The 19460-nt window shown below is 67.0% G+C and carries 17 protein-coding genes; 9 read left to right on the forward strand and 8 right to left on the reverse strand.

Annotated features, from left to right (window positions below; genetic code table 11):
• Window positions 1–20: 20 nt before the first annotated feature.
• From AC3A4T_RS02830 to AC3A4T_RS02840, 3 genes are all read right to left on the reverse strand, one after another.
• Entirely contained in the window at window positions 21–737 is a 717-nt protein-coding gene (locus AC3A4T_RS02830) for a hypothetical protein (RefSeq protein ID WP_487673979.1), read from the reverse strand.
• 324 nt (window positions 738–1061) lie between these two features.
• Window positions 1062–1634: an N-acetyltransferase family protein gene (locus tag AC3A4T_RS02835; RefSeq protein WP_487673980.1), complete on the reverse strand. Its 573-nt coding sequence runs from the start codon at window positions 1632–1634 to the stop codon at window positions 1062–1064.
• Window positions 1635–1784: 150 nt separating this feature from the next.
• On the reverse strand, window positions 1785–2801 hold the full coding sequence (locus tag AC3A4T_RS02840) for a zinc-dependent alcohol dehydrogenase family protein (RefSeq protein ID WP_487673981.1): 1017 nt from the start codon (window positions 2799–2801) through the stop codon (window positions 1785–1787).
• 158 nt (window positions 2802–2959) lie between these two features.
• On the opposite strand from AC3A4T_RS02840, the gene AC3A4T_RS02845 reads away from it, so the two are divergent.
• A complete protein-coding gene (locus tag AC3A4T_RS02845) occupies window positions 2960–3898 on the forward strand; it encodes a LysR family transcriptional regulator (protein WP_487673982.1) in 939 nt (312 codons plus the stop codon).
• Between the two features lie 191 nt (window positions 3899–4089).
• Here AC3A4T_RS02845 and AC3A4T_RS02850 read toward each other — a convergent pair whose 3' ends face one another.
• Entirely contained in the window at window positions 4090–5250 is a 1161-nt protein-coding gene (locus tag AC3A4T_RS02850) for an AAA family ATPase (protein WP_487673983.1), read from the reverse strand.
• A gap of 282 nt (window positions 5251–5532) precedes the next feature.
• On the opposite strand from AC3A4T_RS02850, the gene AC3A4T_RS02855 reads away from it, so the two are divergent.
• Window positions 5533–6498 carry a CsgG/HfaB family protein gene (locus AC3A4T_RS02855; RefSeq protein WP_487673984.1) on the forward strand — a complete coding sequence of 322 codons (966 nt, stop codon included), beginning with the start codon at window positions 5533–5535 and terminating at the stop codon, window positions 6496–6498.
• 118 nt (window positions 6499–6616) lie between these two features.
• On the opposite strand, the gene AC3A4T_RS02860 is transcribed toward AC3A4T_RS02855, so the two are convergent.
• Window positions 6617–8410: a DUF885 domain-containing protein gene (locus AC3A4T_RS02860; protein ID WP_487673985.1), complete on the reverse strand. Its 1794-nt coding sequence runs from the start codon at window positions 8408–8410 to the stop codon at window positions 6617–6619.
• A gap of 207 nt (window positions 8411–8617) precedes the next feature.
• Between AC3A4T_RS02860 and AC3A4T_RS02865 the strand changes: the two genes are divergently transcribed.
• The 3 genes from AC3A4T_RS02865 to AC3A4T_RS02875 all read left to right on the forward strand — a co-directional run bounded on the left by AC3A4T_RS02865 (window position 8618) and on the right by AC3A4T_RS02875 (window position 9864).
• Window positions 8618–8968, forward strand: coding sequence for a VOC family protein (locus AC3A4T_RS02865; RefSeq protein ID WP_487673986.1), 351 nt, complete (start codon window positions 8618–8620; stop codon window positions 8966–8968).
• Between the two features lie 83 nt (window positions 8969–9051).
• Window positions 9052–9288, forward strand: a complete 237-nt coding sequence (locus AC3A4T_RS02870) for a hypothetical protein (RefSeq protein ID WP_487673987.1) — start codon at window positions 9052–9054, stop codon at window positions 9286–9288.
• Window positions 9289–9420: 132 nt separating this feature from the next.
• Window positions 9421–9864 carry a hypothetical protein gene (locus AC3A4T_RS02875; protein ID WP_487673988.1) on the forward strand — a complete coding sequence of 148 codons (444 nt, stop codon included), beginning with the start codon at window positions 9421–9423 and terminating at the stop codon, window positions 9862–9864.
• Between the two features lie 123 nt (window positions 9865–9987).
• On the opposite strand, the gene hutU is transcribed toward AC3A4T_RS02875, so the two are convergent.
• Window positions 9988–11658, reverse strand: a complete 1671-nt coding sequence (gene hutU / locus AC3A4T_RS02880; RefSeq protein WP_487673989.1) for a urocanate hydratase — start codon at window positions 11656–11658, stop codon at window positions 9988–9990.
• A gap of 144 nt (window positions 11659–11802) precedes the next feature.
• On the opposite strand from hutU, the gene AC3A4T_RS02885 reads away from it, so the two are divergent.
• Together AC3A4T_RS02885 and AC3A4T_RS02890 are read left to right on the forward strand one after the other, a co-directional pair.
• Window positions 11803–12384 (forward strand): TetR/AcrR family transcriptional regulator, encoded by a 582-nt coding sequence (locus AC3A4T_RS02885; protein ID WP_487673990.1) that lies wholly within the window; start codon window positions 11803–11805, stop codon window positions 12382–12384.
• 241 nt (window positions 12385–12625) lie between these two features.
• The gene (locus AC3A4T_RS02890) at window positions 12626–13612 is read left to right on the forward strand and encodes a hypothetical protein (protein ID WP_487673991.1); all 987 of its coding nucleotides are present in this window, start codon (window positions 12626–12628) and stop codon (window positions 13610–13612) included.
• A gap of 136 nt (window positions 13613–13748) precedes the next feature.
• Here the strand turns inward: AC3A4T_RS02890 and AC3A4T_RS02895 are convergent, their stop codons facing one another.
• A complete protein-coding gene (locus tag AC3A4T_RS02895) occupies window positions 13749–14087 on the reverse strand; it encodes a hypothetical protein (RefSeq protein WP_487673992.1) in 339 nt (112 codons plus the stop codon).
• 100 nt (window positions 14088–14187) lie between these two features.
• Complete coding sequence (locus AC3A4T_RS02900; protein ID WP_487673993.1) at window positions 14188–14769, reverse strand: YybH family protein; 582 nt, start codon at window positions 14767–14769, stop codon at window positions 14188–14190.
• Window positions 14770–14952: 183 nt separating this feature from the next.
• On the opposite strand from AC3A4T_RS02900, the gene AC3A4T_RS02905 reads away from it, so the two are divergent.
• Both AC3A4T_RS02905 and AC3A4T_RS02910 read left to right on the forward strand, forming a co-directional pair.
• A complete protein-coding gene (locus AC3A4T_RS02905; protein ID WP_487673994.1) occupies window positions 14953–16206 on the forward strand; it encodes an alkaline phosphatase family protein in 1254 nt (417 codons plus the stop codon).
• 464 nt (window positions 16207–16670) lie between these two features.
• On the forward strand, window positions 16671–18857 hold the full coding sequence (locus tag AC3A4T_RS02910; RefSeq protein ID WP_487673995.1) for a DUF4082 domain-containing protein: 2187 nt from the start codon (window positions 16671–16673) through the stop codon (window positions 18855–18857).
• The last annotated feature ends 603 nt before the right edge of the window (window positions 18858–19460 follow it).

Raw genomic sequence — 19460 nt, forward strand, 5'->3', positions numbered from 1 at the left:
CGCACGCCGCCGCGCCGGCCTCAGGCCAGCGCTTCGGCGATCTGCTCCAGTCGCGCGCTTCCTCCCAATGGCTTAAGCAATGCCGCGCAACGCGCGCGAATCGCCGCCGGCGCCATCGGCCAGGCCGGACTCAACCGCGACTTGGGAAACACCAGGTACAAGGTCGCTCCGGTCGGCGCGCCCTTGCCGCTGGCCAGGTTCACCGTCTGCCCCGACAGATCGCTGGCCATGCGGATCGACACCTCGCCCAGCGGCTTGTCCCAGCCGATATCGCCGACCACGCCGTAACTGCAGCGACGCGTTCGCGGGTGGTAGGCCACGACGAAATCGCCGAGTTCGCCGGTGCCGTTTATCTCCAGGAACGTCGACGGCAAGGTCAGATACGGAATGCGTGCGGCGTCGACATAAGCCAACGGATCGGTGCGCGGACGCTCGGGATCGCTCAATGCGGTCATCGAGATGTAGTAGCCGGCGTTGCGACCGCGGCTTTGTTCCAGCGGCCGCCCGGGCCGCTTGGGATCGGCGACCAGCGCGCTACGCCAGTCGCCATCGGGCCAGCCGCTCAGGCGGATGTTCGCCAGCCCCAGGTTTTGTGGATGATAAGCGTCGGGCGCGCCGTCCGCGGTGATCGAAATATGCGGACTCAGATAGGCGTATGCCTTCTGAGTGCCAGCATCGAGTGTGTGAATCGAAGTTCCCTTAAAGTCTATCCAACGGTCAACGACCAAAATACTCACGGCACCCTCCTTGCCTGGTCGACGAACACAGCGATGTTGCCGTGTTCTGTGCGCAGGCTAACGTGCCGACGCGCCGTTTCATGTCAATCCGATGTGATTTCGCGCGAATTTATTTTCCTGTTTCGGCCGCGTTCGTGCGCGGCCCGCGACGGCTTGAGCGAACGCGCGCGCGCGTTACCGACTGATCGTGTTCGCGATCTGTCCAATTAAAATTTTCCGCTCATTTTTTACATACATCAGGCATATAAAGAACGCATTTTCCTGCGCGATATGGTCGTCGCCCGGATTCAATCGACCGCGCCGCACATCGAGGCACCCACACCTTCATTCATGCAGATTTAATGAAAGGATCGCATCGCCATAGGTGTTTTCACCTACTTGGAAGCGTCGTTCGCCGACTTGGCGGAAACCGTTGCGCGCATAGAAGGCCAACGCGCGCGCATTGCCGGCATAGACTCCGAGCAGCAGACGCCGCGCGCCGCGCGCGCGCGATTCGGCGACAGCGTGCCGCATCAGTTCGCGACCGACGCCGCCGCCATGAAAACGCGACAACAGATAGATGCGCTTGAGCTCCAGATCGTCCGCGCTCAAGTCGTCGAGCGGCAACTTGGCCGGAGCGACCACCGCGTAACCGACCGGCGCATCGCCCCGATCGGTTTCGGCCAGCCACGATGCGGTCGCCGGATCGGCGAGCCAGGCGGTGTAGACCTCGGCCGCGTGCTGCGCGCGGCAGTGCTCGACGATGTCGCGGCCGTGCAGGATGCCGGCGAAGGTTTCCAGAAACGTCGCCGCGCCCGCCAGGGCGAGCGCGCCGGCGTCGCCGGCATGGGCGCGGCGGATGTGGGTGGCGGTGAGGGCGGCGGTGAGGGCAGCGGCAACATCGGTCGAATCGCTCATGACGGGAGGCTTTCGAAAGGGCCGATCAAGATCGCACGCCCGCCGCTCGAACGCATCCGCGCCAGCCCCCTGTAGCAGCGGCGCAAGCCGCGACCGCGCCACCGCATCGGCGGCGCGATCCCAGGCAACCCGCGACAACTCACGCCATTCTCAACGCCCGACCTCGATCACCACCTTGCCGAAATGCGCGCCGCTTTGCAGATACTCATACGCCTCGCGCGCCCGATCGAAACCGAACACCCGATCGACCACCGGCGCGATCGCGTTGACCGCGACGAAGCGCGACAGGTCCTCGGCCATGGCGCGGCTGCCGACGAAGATGCCGGACAGGCGCTTGGCGCCGGTGATCAGCGCGAACGGATTGAAGTCGCCGCCGAAGCCGCTGACCCCGCCGATGATCGAGATCGCCCCGCCGATCGCGGCGGCGTCGATCGAACGCTGCAAGGTGCCCTGGCCGCCGACCTCCAGCACCGCGTCCACGCCGCGTCCATCGGTGAGCCGGCGCACTTCGTCCTGCCATTCGGGCGTTGCGCGGTAGTTGATCGTCGCGTCGGCGCCGAGCGCCCTGGCGCGCGCGAGCTTGTCGTCGCTGGACGAGGTGATGATCGCCTGCAGCCCGGCCGCCTTGGCCAGTTGCAGGCCCCAGATCGATACGCCGCCGGTGCCCAGCAGCAATACGCTCGCGCCCGGCCGCAGACGCGCCTCGACGAACATCGCGTTCCACGCGGTCACCCCGGCGCAGGTCAGGGTCGCGGCCTGGGCGTCGTCGAGATGCGCGGGCACCGCGAACACCGATGCTTCCGAGACCACGATTTCCTCGGCCAGCACACCGTCGGCGATCGCGCCGAAGGAGTCGCGGGTGTTGTGCGCGCTCGGCGCGCCGGCGTGCCAGTGCGGGAAGAAACTGGTCGCGACCCGATCGCCGACCTTCCAGCGGCCGGCGCCCTCGCCGACCTCGACGATTTCGCCCACCGCGTCCGAGGCCGGCACCACCGGCGCGTCGGGGCGCGCGGAGTAACTGCCGTCGGCGACCATCAGGTCGCGGAAATTCAACGAAACCGCGCGGACCCGGACCCGGATCTGGCCGGCGGCCAGCGCGAGCGAGGGACGGTCGAACGATTCCAGCGCGCCGATACCGGCGCCGCTGCGGATGCGATATGCCTTCATGGGAATTCTCTGTGGATGTGGGGGAGTGCGGCAGCCAGGCAGGGATTGGTATGCGCTTACCCGATGTGCCCGGCGACCGTGTGGCGCTACGATAGCGTCGCCCCGAACGCCCCAGTGGCTAGCTTCAGGCCACACTTTGTATCCTTATAGGAACCAATATGGCCGTCAACGACCGCCTGCTCGGCATCGTCGCCTTCGTCCAGTCGGCCGAGGCCGGCAGCTTCGCGATCGCCGCCGAGCGCCTGGGCGTGACCCGCTCGGCGATCGGCAAGCGCATCGCCCGGCTCGAACAGCAGCTCGGCGCGCGCCTGTTCCATCGCAGCACTCGCCGCCAGAGCCTGACCGACGACGGCCAGGCCTATTACGAACGCTGCGTCAAAGCGCTGGCCGAACTCGATGCCGCGCAGGCCGCGCTCGACAGCGGCCGGCGCGAACCCAGCGGTCGGTTGCGGGTCAGCGCGCCGGTGCTGTTCGGCCGTCATTGCGTGGCGCCGGTGATGCTGGAACTCGCGCGCCGGCATCCGAAACTCGACATCGACCTGTCCTTCAACGACCGCGTGGTCGATCTGGTCGAAGACGGCTACGACCTGGCGATCCGCATCGGCCGCCTGCCCGACAGCGCGACCCTCGCGGCGCGCCGGTTGACCGATGAAAGCCTCGGCATCTGCGCCTCGCCCGCTTACCTCGCGCAGCGCGGACTGCCGCGCGAGGTCGACGACTTCGCCGGCCACGACGCGGTGCTGTACGGCCGCAACGGCCAGAGCGTGCCGTGGCGCCTGCGCGACGCGAACGGCCAGGTGCGCGAACCCGAGGTGCGCGCGCGGCTGCGGTTCGACGACCTGCAGGCGATCGCCGACGCCGCGATCGCCGACGCCGGCCTGGCTTTGTTGCCGTGCTGGCTGCTGAGCCAGTACGTGCGCACCGGCGAATTGCAGATGGTGATGCACGCCGACCGCGTGGTCGGCGGCCGCATCAACGCGGTGTGGCCGCACACCCACTACCTGCCGCTGCGCACGCGCGCGGCGATCGATCTGCTGGTGGAGCGGATTCCGGGGTTGGTGGGGTTGCAGGCGCAGGGGTGGCGCGAGGCGGCGTAGCGATCTACCGCTTCCCCATTTGAAAAAGGGCAGTTAGAGGGGATTTGCTTTTACCCGCAAGCAACGACGTTGCATGGGAATTGGAAGAGCAAAAGCGAATCCCCCTGCCCTCCCTTTTCCAAAGGGAGGAACAGCAACGGCGTCAACGCGGGGAACGACAACGTCTTCAAAAAAGACGAACCGCCGCAGCACTAACGCTCCGGCCAATACCAAGCCGGCGCATCCAGCATCCCCTGCCCGGCGATGCCGGTCTGGCTGAACTGTTTTTCCAGATGCAGACTGTTGCACTCGTCTTCGGCCTCCAGCGCGCTGATCAGGCGCGAGGCGTGCGAGACCACCCACACCTGGGTGCGGCGCGAAGCGTGCGCGATCAGCCGCGCCAGCGCCGGCAGCAGGTCCGGGTGCAGGCTGGTTTCGGGTTCGTTGAGCACCATCAGCGGCGGCGGGCGCGGGGTGTGCAGGGCGGCGATCCACAACAGATAGCGCAAGGTGCCGTCGGACAGTTCCGCCGCCGACAACGGCCGCAGCAGGCCGTGCTGGAAGAAGCGCAACGAGAACCGCCCGCCCTCGCCGTCGACCTCGACCCGCGCGCCGGGAAACGCATCGTCGACCGCCTCGGCCAGCGCGCGCGGATCGCCGATCTCGACGATGGTCTGCCAGGCCGCGGCCAGATCGCGGCCGTCGTGGCTCAGCACCGGCGTGCGCGTGCCCAGTTGCGGCTGCCGCGCCGGCGCCTGCGCGTCGCTGCGGAAGTGATCGTAGAAGCGCCAGCCGCGGATGGTTTCGCGCAGGCTCAACACCTCCGGCGCGGCGCGCGGGTCGGCGATCTGGGCGAACACGCTGTCGAACGCGCTCAGGTGTTCGGCGGCGACCCGCCAGCCGCGGCCCTCGCGCACCCGCGCCATCGGCCCGCGCCGGTCGACCAGCAGATTGGACGAGCGCAGGAACGGCCCGCTCCAGATCACCTCGCGCTTGATCTCCGGGTCGTGCGCGAACATCGACCGGCTCGGTATCGGCAAGCCCAGGTCGATCGCATAGCCGTATTCGTCGCCGGCGAAGCCTAGCCGCAGCGACACCGGCGCATTGCGCGGCCCGCCCTGGATCGGCACCTCGCCGCGCTTCATCCGCGCCGAGATCGTCTCCGGCCCGGCCCACAGGGTCGACTCCAGCCCGCCCTCGCGCGCGAGCGCCGTCACCACCCCGCCCTGCGCGGTCTGGGCGAGCAGGCGCAGTGCGCGGTACAGATTCGACTTGCCGCTGCCGTTGGCACCGGTGACCACGTTGAGCCGGCCCATCGGCACGACCAGTTCGCGCAGGGAGCGGTAGTTGGCGATAGCCAGAGTGCTGAGCATGCGGGTCGAACGCGGCAGACGGGCGCCCAGCCTGCCAGAACCCGCCCGGCGACGCCCGCCCCTGTCGACACTGACAGGCGACGCCCTTAAACGGACATCGATCACGTTATTATTGCCAAGCGAGTCACCCTCAGGCACGGATTATCCGTGTCTGCATTCGTCTGGGGACCCGACCGACCCGGCCTGCTGGCCGCGCGGCGGGTGGACGGATCGACTCGAATCAGGCGCTGCGTCCGCATCGGCCGCGGCTTTCAGGAAAGCAGTTTGAAGGAACGAAGAACGATGAAGACCGCAAACAGGGGAATCCAGGCCGCCGCCTGCGTGATCGGGCTGGCCGCCGCGCTGAGCGCCGCACCGGGCTGGGCCCAGCGCAAGAGCGTGCAGGACCAGCGCGCCGAAAAGATGACCCAGATCCCGACCTGCTCCAAGAACCTCGGCGCGATTTCGGTGATCGAGCCGGAAGATACGGTGAACTGGTGGAGCGGCCAGCAGTTGCCCGCGCCGAGCAAGCTGATCAAAGTGTTCGTGCAGAAATCGCGCTGCTTCACCCTGGTCGACCGCGGCGTCGGCATGGACTCGGCGATGCGCGAACGCGACCTCGCCTCGGACGGCCAGCTGCGCAACAAGTCCAACATCGGCAAGGGCCAGATCCGCGCCGCCGACTACGTGCTGGTGCCGGACCTGATCTCCAAGAACAGCAACGCCGGCGGCAACGCGATCGGCGGCCTGCTCGGCGGTCTGATCGGCGGCAAGGCCGGCGCGGTCGCCGGCAACCTCAACTTCAACAAGAAGACCGCCGACGTGGTGCTGACGGTGACCGACGTGCGCTCCTCCGAGCAGGTCGCGATGGCCGAGGGCAGCGCCAAGAAGACCGACATCGGCTTCGGTGGCAGCGGCGCCTTGTTCGGCGGCAGCGGCCTCGGCGGCGCCGGCGTGTCGGGCTACGCCAATACCGAAGTCGGCCAGGTCATCACCATGGCCTATCTGCAGGCCTACACCAACCTGGTCGCCGAACTGGGCGGCCTGTCGGACAATCCGTCGGCCTCGAATTCGCAGCAGGCGGTCACCGTGGTCAAGTCCGCGCGCCTGTTCGCCAATTCCAAGGGCACCGGCGCCGTGGTGCGTCCGCTCGACCCGGGCATGATGCTGTACCCGACCGGCAACAAGCAGGGCGCGATGTGGGAAGTCGAGGACGAACTCGGCAACAAGGGCTGGGTGTCTTCGCTGGCGCTGGAGCTGTCGAAGTAAGTCTTCGCCGTTCGCATCGTCGGTAAACGGAAAAAACCAAAGGGCTGCCGGCGACGGCAGCCCTTTTTGTTGCCCCAACCGCGCGCGCGATCGCAACCAACTCGCGCGCGACGTCGCCTTACTTCGCCTCGCGGCTGCGCGCAATCCAGGCCTGCACCCGCTCGCGCAAGTACTGCAAGGGCACGATGCCGTCGCCGAGCACCTGCTGGTGGAACTGGCGGATGTCGAAACGCTCGCCGAGTGCCTGCTCGGCCTCGCGACGCAAGGCGAAGATCTCCAGCGCGCCCGAATCGTAAGAGGTGATCTGGCCCGGCATCGCGGCATAGCGATCGACCGATTCCTCGGCGACCTTGGCGCTGAAACGGCCGCTCTCGACCATGTAGTCGATCACCTGCTGGCGGGTCCAGCCGTACAGATGGATGCCCGGGTCCAGCACCATGCCGCGCGCCGGCCACGCGCGCCGGCCGATCGCCGCATACGGCGTGGTGTAGATGCCGGCTTCCTCGCTCAGCGCCTCGGCATAACGCGCCCAGCCTTCGACATAGGCCGAATTGAACGCCAGCGCCGAAAACGGATGGCGCTGCACGCCGCGCGCGAGCGCGATCTGCAGGTGATGGCCGGGCCAGGTTTCGTGCACCAGGGTGATCTCGGCCGCGCCGCGGCGATCGTCGCCGGGACGGTCGAGGTTGGCGCGGTAGATGCCCGGCTTGGTCTGGTCGGGCTGCATCTCGTAGTGCGAACTCACGCCCGAGCCGCGCTGTTCTTCCTTCAAGGGTTCGACGACCGCGGGCTGCGACGGCATCGCGACGAAATACTTCGCGCTGCGTTCACGCGAGCGTTCGAGCAGGCCGCGCGAGAACGCCAGTTCCTCCTCGGCCGAGGCGAAGCGGTTGTCCGCGGCTTCGTCCATGCGCTTGACGATGGTCGGCAGGTCGCTGACACCAAACAGCTTCTGCCCGAGTTCGCTCACCGTGCGGGTGTTGTCGGCGACGGTGCGCTGGCCCAAGGCATAGACCTCCTCGGGCGCTCGATCCAGGGTGGTGAACTGGCGCAGCAACGCGCGATAGCAGGCGACGCCGTCGGGCAAGGCCGACAGGCCGATGCTGTCGCGGCTTTGCTTGACGTATTCGTCGGCGAGGAAATCGCGGTAGCGGCGCAGGGCCGGCTGGATCTGATCGGCGACGAGACGTTCGAATTCCTTGCCGAACGCGGCATCGTCGCTGTGCTGCGCCGGTGCGTAGAACGGCGACTCGGCCGGTTTCATCGCCAGCAAGGCGTCGATCTGCTTGAGCACGCGCGCGCCCAGCGTCTTCGGCGCCGAATAACCGGCCTTGAGGCCCGCGCGCAGATTGGCGATCTCGTTGTCGACATAGCCCGGAAAACCGCGCCAGCGGGTCAGCGCCTGCTTGCGCTGCTCCGCCGTCGCCACCGGCTGGCGATCGGCCAAGTCGGCCAGATTGTTCTGCCAGCCGCCCATGTGGTTGACGTTCCAGCCTTCGCTCTTGCACACGCGCATGCCGCGACTGGCCTGCAGCATCTCGCGCAGTTGCGCGTACAGCAACTGCGCGCCATCGTCGCCGACCGCGGCGCGGTCGATCGCCGAGAAGCGCTGCCACAAGCCGTCCTCGCGCCGTTCGAACGCGCGCAGATCGGCGGCGGCGTTGTGCGGCAGGTAGTCGTGCCGCTGCAACGGCAGGCCGGTCTGATAGGCCGGGCCCGGATCGAATTCGAGCACCGCGGCCAGGTACTCGTCGGCGATCGCGTCGACCTGGGCGGATGCGTCGTTGGCGGCGGCGCCTTGCTTGGGCGCATCGCCCTTGGCCGTCGCCGCGGCCGCCAACGCCGGCAGCGCCTGCAGCGCGAACGCGAGAGCCAGGGCCAGCAATCCGATTCGTTGCTTGTCGCGTCGCATACGCCTCTCCCCGGCGGTCATCCGCGCCTGGATGTTAGCGATTGCGCGCACACCGCACCCTGCGCCGGAGGTCACGGTGGCTAATGGCCCGGATGCGACGCCGCGAAGCATTGCTCCGCGTCGCAAACGCTTGCGACCGCAGTCTCACGACGACGCGATGCCTGCGAGCGTGTACAAAGGAAGGTCGTTCGCCACCGGATCACGCTAATGCCTCCTTCCGACCGCAATCTGCGTCTGGACTACATCGAATTCACCGTGTCCGACATCGCCGCGTCCAAGGCGTTCTACGCCGAAGCGTTCGGCTGGACCTTCACCGACTACGGCCCGACCTACTGCGAGTTCGACGACGGCCGCATGAAGGGCGGCTTCACCACGCAAGGCCGGCCGCAACCGGGCGGCGCGCTGGTGATCATCTACGCCGACGATCTGGACAAGGCGCGACGCAAGGTCGAAGACGCCGGCGCGCCGATCGTGGCCAATCACGAGTTTCCCGGCGGTCGGCGTTTCCACTTCACCGATCCGGACGGTTACGAACTGGCGGTGTGGACTCAGGAATAACTCCGATGACACCGCGCCGCATCGCCCAAGCGATCGGCGCCCGCCCGGCTTATGATCCGCGAATCGGCGAAGGAACGATCTCGATGGCCCTGGATGCGGTAGGCGAATTGCTGGGCGGCGTGTTCCGGGTGATCGGACGCATGCTGTTCGAACTGGTGGTCGAACTATTGCTGTATGGCACCGGCCACTTGCTGCTCAAACCCTTCTACCGCGACAAGCAACCCAGCGACGGCTTGTGCACGCTCGTCGGCCTGCTGGCCTGGGCTGCATTCGCGGTCGTAGCGTTCATGGCATATCGCTACGTGCAGTCGCCGGCCTGACCGCCCTCACCGCTGGACCGGCACCGCGGACCACGACGCCTGCTCCGGCGCATGAGATCGAACCGCCACCATCTTGACCGCGCCGGACGATCGCGCATGCTATGCCCATCGCTTCCACTCACCGATCGCCCCATGGCCTACGAACCCCTGCGCATGATCTGGGATTACGCGGACGGCCCGCGTACCGGCATCGCCGACCACAACGGCCGCCCGCACTACTTCTCCTGCGTGTTCGATGAAGAACTCGGCATCTACGGCGATCTGTTCGACATCACCCCGATCGACGAGGAGACCTTCGCCTGGGCGCAGGAGCACTGGGCGATCTGGCAGCGCTGGGAAACCGAGGCCCATGCCGGCCGGCTGAGCGCCGACTCGCATCCCAAGTACGGCCATTTCGATCCGCGCTACAACGAACTGGAAGCCCTGCTCGACAAGGCCATCGACCGGCTCGCGGCGCAGACCGTGCGCCGTCACGGCGAGATCCGCCGCGCATCGATCGAGGGCGAACTGTTTCCGGGGCAATGGAACCGGCTCGAGATCGAGTGGACGCAGCCGCCGGAAAACGCGCCGGGCTGAGCGGCCGCGAGGTGGTTGCGCCTGTGCCATCACGCCGCCAGCGGAACTGTTCCAGTAACAAAGTCCCGATAAAAAAACGGCCCGGAAACCCGGGCCGTTTCGATCTGCAGAAAACCGCCGCGCTTACAGCATCGGCAGCTTCAAGCCCTGTTCCTTCGCGCACTGCTGCGCGATCTCATAGCCCGCATCGGCATGCCGCATCACCCCGGTGCCGGGATCGTTCCACAGCACCCGCGCGATGCGCTTGTCGGCTTCCTCGCTGCCGTCGCAGACGATGACCACGCCGGAGTGCTGCGAATAGCCCATGCCGACACCGCCGCCGTGATGCAGCGACACCCAGGTCGCGCCGCCGGCGACATTGAGCATGGCGTTGAGCAAGGGCCAGTCGCTGACCGCATCGCTGCCGTCCTTCATCGCTTCGGTTTCGCGATTGGGCGAGGCCACCGAACCGCTGTCGAGATGATCGCGGCCGATCACGATCGGCGCCTTCAACTCGCCGTTGCGCACCATCTCGTTGAACGCCAGGCCGAGCTTGTGGCGCAGGCCCAGGCCGACCCAGCAGATGCGCGCCGGCAAACCCTGGAAGCTGATGCGCTCGCGCGCCATGTCCAGCCAGCGATGCAGATGCGCGTCGTCGGCGATGATTTCCTTGACCTTGGCGTCGGTCTTGTAGATGTCCTGCGGATCGCCGCTGAGCGCGACCCAGCGGAACGGACCGACCCCGCGGCAGAACAGCGGGCGCACGTAGGCCGGCACGAAACCGGGGAAATCGAAGGCGTTTTCGCAGCCTTCATCCTGCGCCATCTGACGGATGTTGTTGCCGTAGTCGAAGGTCGGGATGCCCTGTTGCTGGAACGCGAGCATCGCCTCGACATGCACCCGCATCGACTTCTTGGCCGCGTCGCGCACGCCCTGCGGATCGCTCTTCTGCTCGGCCAGCCAGCGCTCGACCGTCCAGCCGATCGGCAGATAGCCGTGCACCGGATCGTGCGCGCTGGTCTGATCGGTGACCGCATCGGGACGCACGCCGCGACGCACCAGTTCCGGCAGCACATCGGCCGCGTTGCCGAGCAGCGCGATCGACTTGGCTTCGCCCGCAGCGGTGTACTTCGCGATCCGCGCCAGCGCATCGTCGAGATCGCTCGCCTGCTCATCGACGTAACGCGTGCGCAGGCGCATGTCGATGCTGCTCTGCTTGCATTCGATGTTGAGCGAACACGCGCCGGCCAGCGACGCGGCCAGCGGTTGCGCGCCGCCCATGCCGCCCAGGCCGGCGGTCAGGATCCACTTGCCGGTCAGATCGCCACCGTAGTGCTGGCGGCCCATCTCGACGAAGGTTTCGTACGTGCCCTGGACGATGCCCTGCGAGCCGATATAGATCCAGCTGCCGGCGGTCATCTGCCCGTACATCATCAAGCCCTTCTTATCGAGCTCGTTGAAGTGCTCCCAGTTCGCCCAATGCGGCACCAGGTTGGAATTCGCGAGCAACACCCGCGGCGCGTCGGCGTGAGTCGGAAACACACCGACCGGCTTGCCCGACTGGATCAGCAGGGTTTCGTTGTCTTCCAGCTCGCGCAGCGATTTCAAGATCGCATCGAACGAAGGCCAGTCGCGCGCGGCGCGGCCGATGCCGCCGTACACCACCAGTTCGGCCGGGTTCTCGGCCACGTCCGGGTCCAGGTTGTTCTGGATCATCCGGAACGCGGCTTCGCTGAGCCAGGACTTGCAGCTCTTCTCGCTGCCGCGCGGGGCGCGGATGACGCGGGTGGGATCGTTGCGAGTGGCTGCGGACATGGCGGTTTCCGATGCGCGAAAGAGACCCGAATTATCGCGCCGCGTTCCACGCGCTCGCCAGCGCCGGCAGCGCCGCGGGCGTCGGCAAAGCGGCGTTTGCGCCCGAAACTGTCGCGCCGGAGCGAAAATGTATACGCTGTACACATGTGCGCGCCCGCCACCGCCGATCGCATCCTGCGCGCCGCGCGCGCGCTGTTCGAACGCGGCGGCGCGCAGGCGGTCAGCATGCGCCGCATCGCTCAGGCCGTCGGGTTGACGCCGATGGCGATCTACCGCCACTTCCCCAATCGCGAAGCGCTGCTGCAGCGGATCAGCGACGACAGCTTCCAGGAGATCTCCCGCCACTGGAGCGCGCGCAACGAAGGCGGCGACGTGATCGCGCGGCTGCTGGCGATCCAGCAGATCTACCTCGACTACGCATTGGCGCATCCGCACCTGTTCGATCACGCCTTCTCGATGCCGCGCGAACAGGCGCGGCGCTTTCCCGAGGATTTCCGCGCGCGCCGCTCGCCGACCTTGAACGTGGTCGCCGATGTGGTGATCGAAGCGCAACAGGCCGGACGCCTGCGCCCCGGCGATGCCTGGGACATCGCGATGACCTTGTGGGCGCATACGCACGGTCTGATCGTGCTGTACCGGGCCGGCCGTTTCAGTTACGACGAGCGCGAATTCCGGAATTTCTATCAGGCCTCGCTGGCGCGCTTGCTGAAGGGCATCGAAGTCTGAGACCGCGGCGACGATCCGGATCGCGACCAACCGTTCTTCGCGATACTTCGCTATCAGCCCGCACTGTCTTCGCGTCGAACTTGGATGGACCGATCCGCAGCGATCGGCGGCTCCGATCGCGACCATCGGCTCGATCCGGGCAACCGCCCGGGTCTGCGCCAAAGGTTGGCTTACATTCGGCACTCCCGCCCGCGATCGGGCGCGGCCAAAGTCGCGGTACCACCGACCAGGACCTCGCACGATGCCCGCATGCTCCAAGCCACGTCCGCGCGCCGCGCTAGCGATGATATTGATCGCCGCATCGCTCTTGATTCCCGCGCTGGCACAGACGCCAGCGCCGATCGACGAAAGCAAACCGCTGACCTTGCCGGCGACGCTCGAAGCCGGCTTGTTCTACCTGCATCCGAAACTGGCCGACGGGCGCGCGCTGCGCCTGTTTTCCGACACCGGCGGCGGCCTGCTGTTCACCGAGACCGGCGCCAAAGCGCTGGGCGTGACTCCCGACCCGAACGCATCGCGCGAGCAGCCGCAACTAGTGAACTGGCCGCAATTCCAGGCCGACGCCTGGATTCCCGCCTCGCTGCGCAGCCAGCGCGGCGTACCGCTGATGCAGGCGCCGCCCGATCAAGCCCGTCACCTGGGCGACGGCATGCTCGGCGCGGACTGGTTCGGCGGACGCAGCTGGCAGTTCGATTACCCGCGAGGCGAACTGCGCCTGCTGCCCGCGAACGCTTTGCCGCGGGTCGCGGCCAGGCATCGGATCACACTTGGATTCCAGAAAGACGCGGACGGCAAACCGACCACGCATTTCCCGCGCATCCCGGTACAGATCGAAGGCGAGACCCTGCAGCTGCTGTTCGATACCGGCGCGAGCCTGCGCCTTAGCGCGCAGGCCGCGCGCGAACTCGACGACGGCCCGGTCGTGCGCGCCGGCAGCTTCATCACCAGCGAAGTTTTGAAACGCTGGCGCGAACGCCATCCGCGATGGCGGGTGATCGAAAAGGCCGATGCCGACGGCCGCGTGCGCATCATCGAAGTGCCGCACGTGCAGGTCGGCGGCTACCGCGTCGGCCCGGTCTGGTTCGCCGAACGGCCGGACAAGAATTTCCACGAGTTCATGTCGCAATGGATGGACCAGCGCGTAGACGGCGCGATCGGCGGCAACGCGTTTTCGGACTTGAAGATCAGCATCGATTACCCGAGCGGCGTGGCGGTGTTCGAACGCTGAGCGTCGCGCGTGCGGGCTGCGCCGGACAAGCCCGGCCGCGGACAAAAAGACGCCCGGCACGAGCCGGGCGTTCGATCGATCCAGAGTCGGACCAGAAGTTAAGCGAACAGTTACTGCTTATTACGCGAGCGCGGCCTCAGTGCACGGCCGGATCGAGCTTGCGCAGCGCGCTGGCGACATCGACCTCGCCGGTGCCGTTGAGATCGTCGCGGCTGTAGCTGCGGCCGTGAGCGGCGCAGTCTTGCTTGGCCTTGGACTGGATGCGCGAGCCGGTCTGGCGCAGGCAGTGCGCGTCGCTGAGTTTTTTCTTCGCCGGTTGCGCCTGGGTGTCGGCGTTGGCGTTGGCATCGACGCGTGCATCGGCCTGCACGGCGGGCTGCGCCGCGGTTTCGACCGGCGCTTGCGGATTGGGGGTTTGCGCCGCGGCGACGAACGCGAATGCGCTCAACGCCGTGGCGAGCATCAGACGTTTCATGAAGCGCCTCCTGTACGAACAGGGTTGGGAAAGGGCTCCATCACCATACGCCGGCCAGATCGGCATGACGCGAGTGTCATGCGCGCCGTTTAGCCGGTTGTCAGCGTTGTGGGCAGGTTTCGCGGCGGCCGTTCTGGAACGCCATCGCTTCGGCCTCGGTCGCCGGCCGCGGCGCGATGCCGTCGTCGAACAACACCCGCCATACCCCGTCAGCGCCGCGCTGCCAGACCGATTGATAGGCGCCGATCGCGTAACGCGGCTGCGCGCCGGGCTCGAGCGTCTGGTACAGCGCCGGCCCGGTCGACCAGGCGATATCGGGCGCGCCGGCGATGGTGACTCGGGTCGGATACCAACGCAGGCGCAGGCGTTTGCCCTCGATCAGGTCCGCCCATGCTTCGACGATGCGGTCGCGGCCCCGCGTGGGCTGGGCGCGACCGGCGCCGAACGCGGCCTGTTCATGCACATGCTCGGCGAAAGCCTTGCGGTCGTGCTCGGCGATCGAGCGGGCGAAACCCAGTTCGCGCGCCCACACCGCGCATTCGTCCGCGCTCAGTTGCGGCGACGGCGGCGCGGGTGTCGCGGGTGTCGCGGGTGGCGCATGCGGCGCAGGCGGCGTCTGCGCGGCCGCGACCGATACGCTCAACGAGCCCAGCAGGCAGACGGTGCGAACGATGCGGCGCATGGATTGACTCGCGACGGGATCCCGCGATCACTATCGGCCGCGCGCGGGGCCGCCGCCAGCGACGGAAGTCATGCCGGCCGCCTCATGCCGAACGCCTCGTGCCGATCCTGGCGATTCGCCGCGCGGCGCGCGCCGCCGATGCGGTGACACAGGCCGGCCATCGGCGCCGGCTATCATGTCGCGATGCGCTCGATTCTTACCGCGGCCCGCGCCGCCCTGCTCGTTTTCGCCCTCGCCGCCTGCGCTTCGCCGACCCGCCCCGAGGCGCCGCCGGCCGACACGCCCCTGCTGCTGATTTCGATCGACGGCTTTCGCGCGAGTTATTTCGAATTGGGCCAGACCCCGAACCTGGAACGGCTGGCCGGCGACGGCGTGCGCGCGCAGTGGATGACGCCGTCCTATCCGTCGCTGACCTTTCCCAATCACTACACCTTGGTCACCGGGCTGCGTCCGGACCACCACGGCGTGATCCACAACAGCATGAGCGACGCGGCCATCGGCAAGTTCAAGGTCGCCGATCGCGACGCGGTCGGCGATACGCGGTGGTGGAGCGGCGGTGAACCGATCTGGATCGGCGCGCAGAAAGCCGGACTGCGCAGCGCGACCTTGTTCTGGCCGGGCAGCGAAGCGCCGATCCACGGCCTGCGCCCGAACCGCTGGCACCCGTTCGACGCCAAGGTCGGCGAAAACGCGAGAGTCGATGAAGTGCTGGGCTGGCTCGGCGAGCCGGCCTCGACCCGCCCGCACGTGGCGACCTTGTACTTCGACGCGCTCGATCACGAAGGCCACGAGCACGGTCCGAATTCGCCCGAAGCGCGCGAGGCGATGGTGCGCATCGACGCGGCGATCGGCCGCCTGCTCGATGGCCTGGCCGCGCGCGATCAACTCGAACACGTCAATCTGATCGTGGTGTCCGACCATGGCATGGCCGAAGTCGTGCCGGGTCATCGCATCGCGGTCGAAGACATGGTCACCCCCGAGCAGGCCGTGGTCACCTCGGTCGGCCAGTCGATCGGTATCGCCCCCAATCCGGGCTTCGAAGCGCAGGTCGAGCGCCGCCTGCTCGGCGCGCACGCGCAATACGACTGTTGGCGCAAGAGCGAGTTGCCGGCGCGCTGGCACTACGGCACCCATCCGCGGGTGCCGCCGATCGTGTGTCAGATGCACGAAGGCTGGGATGCGATCGAAGGCGAAAAGCTGCGCGGCGCGACCAAGGTCCAGACCCGCGGCTCGCACGGTTTCGATCCGGCGCTGCCGTCGATGCGCGCGATCTTTCTCGCCCGCGGACCGGCGTTCAAACGCGGCGCGAGCATCCCCGCGTTCGACAACGTAGATGTGTATCCGCTGCTGGCGCGCCTGATCGGCATCCGCCCGGCCAGGAACGACGGCGATATCACGCCGCTGCTGCCGGCATTGCGCGATCCCGAGCGGCGCTGACGATCGCGGCGCGCACCAGGTGCGACCGCTGCGACATGCAGGGCGACGGCGATCTTTGCGCATAGCCGTGCACATACCCAAGAAACCGCATCGGCGACGCATCACGATGCGGGCGTTGTCATGCCCACGCGATGACAACCCGCAGACCGTGATGCGCGAATCGGCGCTTCGCCGGCATCGCTAACAGCCCGCCGCGCTGACGTTTGTCATCGATGCGGATTTTGGTGACCGCCGCCCGAATTTCGCCGACCTGCGTGGCGCTAGCTTAGCCGCGGGAATTCAACGAGTCGGTTCCCACACCGCCAGCGTCCAAGCGACGGCGCGCCCACGCCTGGGCGCGCCGCGTCATCGCGATCCATTGCCGAGATCCGCCCATGCACACCACCCCAGGCACCGAGCCTGCGCGTCGCCGCGCGCATTGTTGTTCCGCAGTTCCCGAATCCAGCCGAACCCGCACCGATGCGATGCGTCTGCTATCGGCCTGCGTCTTGTCGCTGTCCGCGCTGCTGTGCGTCGGCGCGGCCGGCGCGCAGAACATCGCCCCGGCCGGCACCGCCTACCGTTGGGCGCACGGGTTCACGCCCGGCGCCGACGGCCGCAGCGAGACCGAGCCGACCAGCGTGCGCGTCGCCGCGCCGCTGCTCAACGACGGCGACGACACGGTCGACGTCGATCTCAGCGGCGGCCAGCCCGAGCCGATCAATAATTACGAAGCCGCCGGGGTGATGTGGCGCGATCGATTGCGCACCATCGACCGGGTCGAGATCGTCCACGGCAGTTGGAACAGCAGCGGCGACGGCGCGTTCTGCGCGGGCCTGACCCTGCAGTTCTCCAACAGTTTCAGCGGCGACTGGCGCGACAGCGGCTGGACTCTGCAGCCGGCGTATCAATACGACTCTTCGCAGACCGCCGGCGTCACCTACACCTTCCGCGGCCCGCCGAGCGAAGTGCGCGCGGTGCGCATCACCGGTCAATTGCACTGCACCCACAACAGTTCGTACTGGGCCAATATCCGCGAAGTGCGCGCGTTCGAAGCCGGCCGCATGAGCCTGTGGACCGATAGCGCCGTGCCGACCGTGGTCGACGCGCCCGACAGCGACGGAGTCGAGTTGGGGCTGCGCTTCCGCAGCGTCCAGCCGGGCTGGATCAAGGGCGTGCGCTTCTACAAGGCCGCGGCCAATACCGGCATCCACGTCGGCAACCTGTGGAGCAACGACGGCACCTTGCTGGCGCGCGCGAACTTCGTCGACGAAACACCGTCGGGCTGGCAGCGCGTCGTCTTCGCCACGCCGGTGCGGATCGCCGCCGACACGACCTATGTGGTGTCGTACTACGCGCCAGGCGGTCATTACTCGGCCGACCTGGATTACTTCGCCGCCGCCGACTACGCCAACGGCCCCTTGCGCGCATTGCGCGACGGCAGCGACGGCGGCAACGGCAACTATCGTTACGGCGCGCAGAGCGCGTTTCCGGACGCGACCTGGCGCTCGGCGAATTACTGGGTCGATGTCGAATTCGCCCCGCTGGACGGCGATACCACCGCGCCAAGCGTGCCAACCGGCTTGCGCGCGATCGTCGGCGATGCGACCACCGTATCGTTGAACTGGGACGCCAGCAGCGACGACACCAGCGCGGCGCGTTACCGCGTTTACGTCGACGGCAATCCTGTAGCGCTCGGCGAAATCGAGGTGCCCACCTTCGTGCACGACAGCGCGCAGCCGCAGACGACCTACAGCTATCGGGTCAGCGCGATCGACGCCGCCGGCAACGAATCGGCGCGTTCGCCGGCGACCATCGTCACCACCCCGCCAACCGGCAGCACGCGCAGTTGCCCGCCGTTCCCGGCGTTCCCGAACGCGGCCTGCACCGGCGTACCGGCCGGCCAGGCGCTGACCACGATCAACGGCAATCTGAGCAGCACCCGCGACGGGCAGGTCATCAACGCCATGCTGATCACCGGCGACCTGGTCATCCGCCATCACAACGTCACCGTGACCAACAGCCGGATCAAAGGCTTCGTCGACAATCGCAACGTCCGCAATCTGGTGCTCAAGGACGTCGACGTCGGCCCCGACGCTTGCCCCGCGGTCAACAACGGCGGGCGCCGCCTGATCACCGGCGACAACGGCTACACCCTGATCCGCGCCCACCTGCACCACAACGGCGACGACATGCTGATCGCCGGCGGTGGCGAACCGGTGCTGATCCAGGACAGCCTGATCCACAACACGTGTTTCTATCCCGACGATCATCTCGACGCGGTGCAATTCTATTCGCCGGGTCAGGTCGGACACGTCAGCATCCTGCACAGCAACATCGACGCGCGTCCGGTCAACGCCTCCGGCTACGGCAACGCCGCGGTGTTCTGGGCCGATCGCCCGGGCGCGGGTTCGACCCTGACCATCCGCGAAAGCCGGCTCGCCGGCGGCGGTTACACGCTGGCGCCGTACGATTCCGGATTGGGTTCGGGCGTGGTGATCGAAGTCAGCGACACCCGGTTCGTGCGCAATTCGCAATGGGGCAGCGCGTGTTACGTGGGCAACAACAGTCCGGCCAATCATTCGCCGACGATTGCGTACAACGGCAGCGAGGGGCTGAAGTGGTTGCGCAATGCCTGGGACGATGGGACGCCGCTGCCTAGTTGCCAGTAGTCGTTTCATCGCAGGCATGGCTGGTTTGGTCCACCCCGAGGCCGCGCGTTGGTCTCGGGGTTTTTCTTGGCGGTCGGTCTCTTGCCATTGCTTTTGTGGAAAGGCTACATCCCGATGATTTCGGACCTGATCGCGACAATCTCCGCGAGCTGATCGAACGATGTCGCGGCTTGCGCCGCTCCTACAGGTAGGGCATGCAGCTTTTGCTTGCGCTTGAAGCCGCGCAGTTCATCCAGTGCTGCGAGGCTTGGAACTCGCGTTAGCACCAGCACACCCGAAGGGCGGCGTGCAGGATGCACGCCGTGCGCCACCGGGACATGGATGTCCCGTGTGGCGCATGCCTGCGTCTGCTCCGATCGTGCGGGCCCTTGATCCAAAAAAAGCGTTTTTCTTTGGTTACCTTTCTTTTGTCGCTTTTGACAAAAGAAAGTAACTCGGCCGCTTGCGGACGAAAGCTGTTGATCCTGCCTTCGGTTTCAAAGCTTCAAAGCTGAAGCTAGATCAAAAGCTTCCGCCACTAAAGCGGCGGGTCACTTTCTTTTGTCTAAAGCAACAAAAGAAAAGTAACCAAAGAAAAATGCTTTTTTGTGCATCAAAGGCCCG

It is taken from the genome of Lysobacter sp. Soil_N_51 (assembly GCF_057655755.1).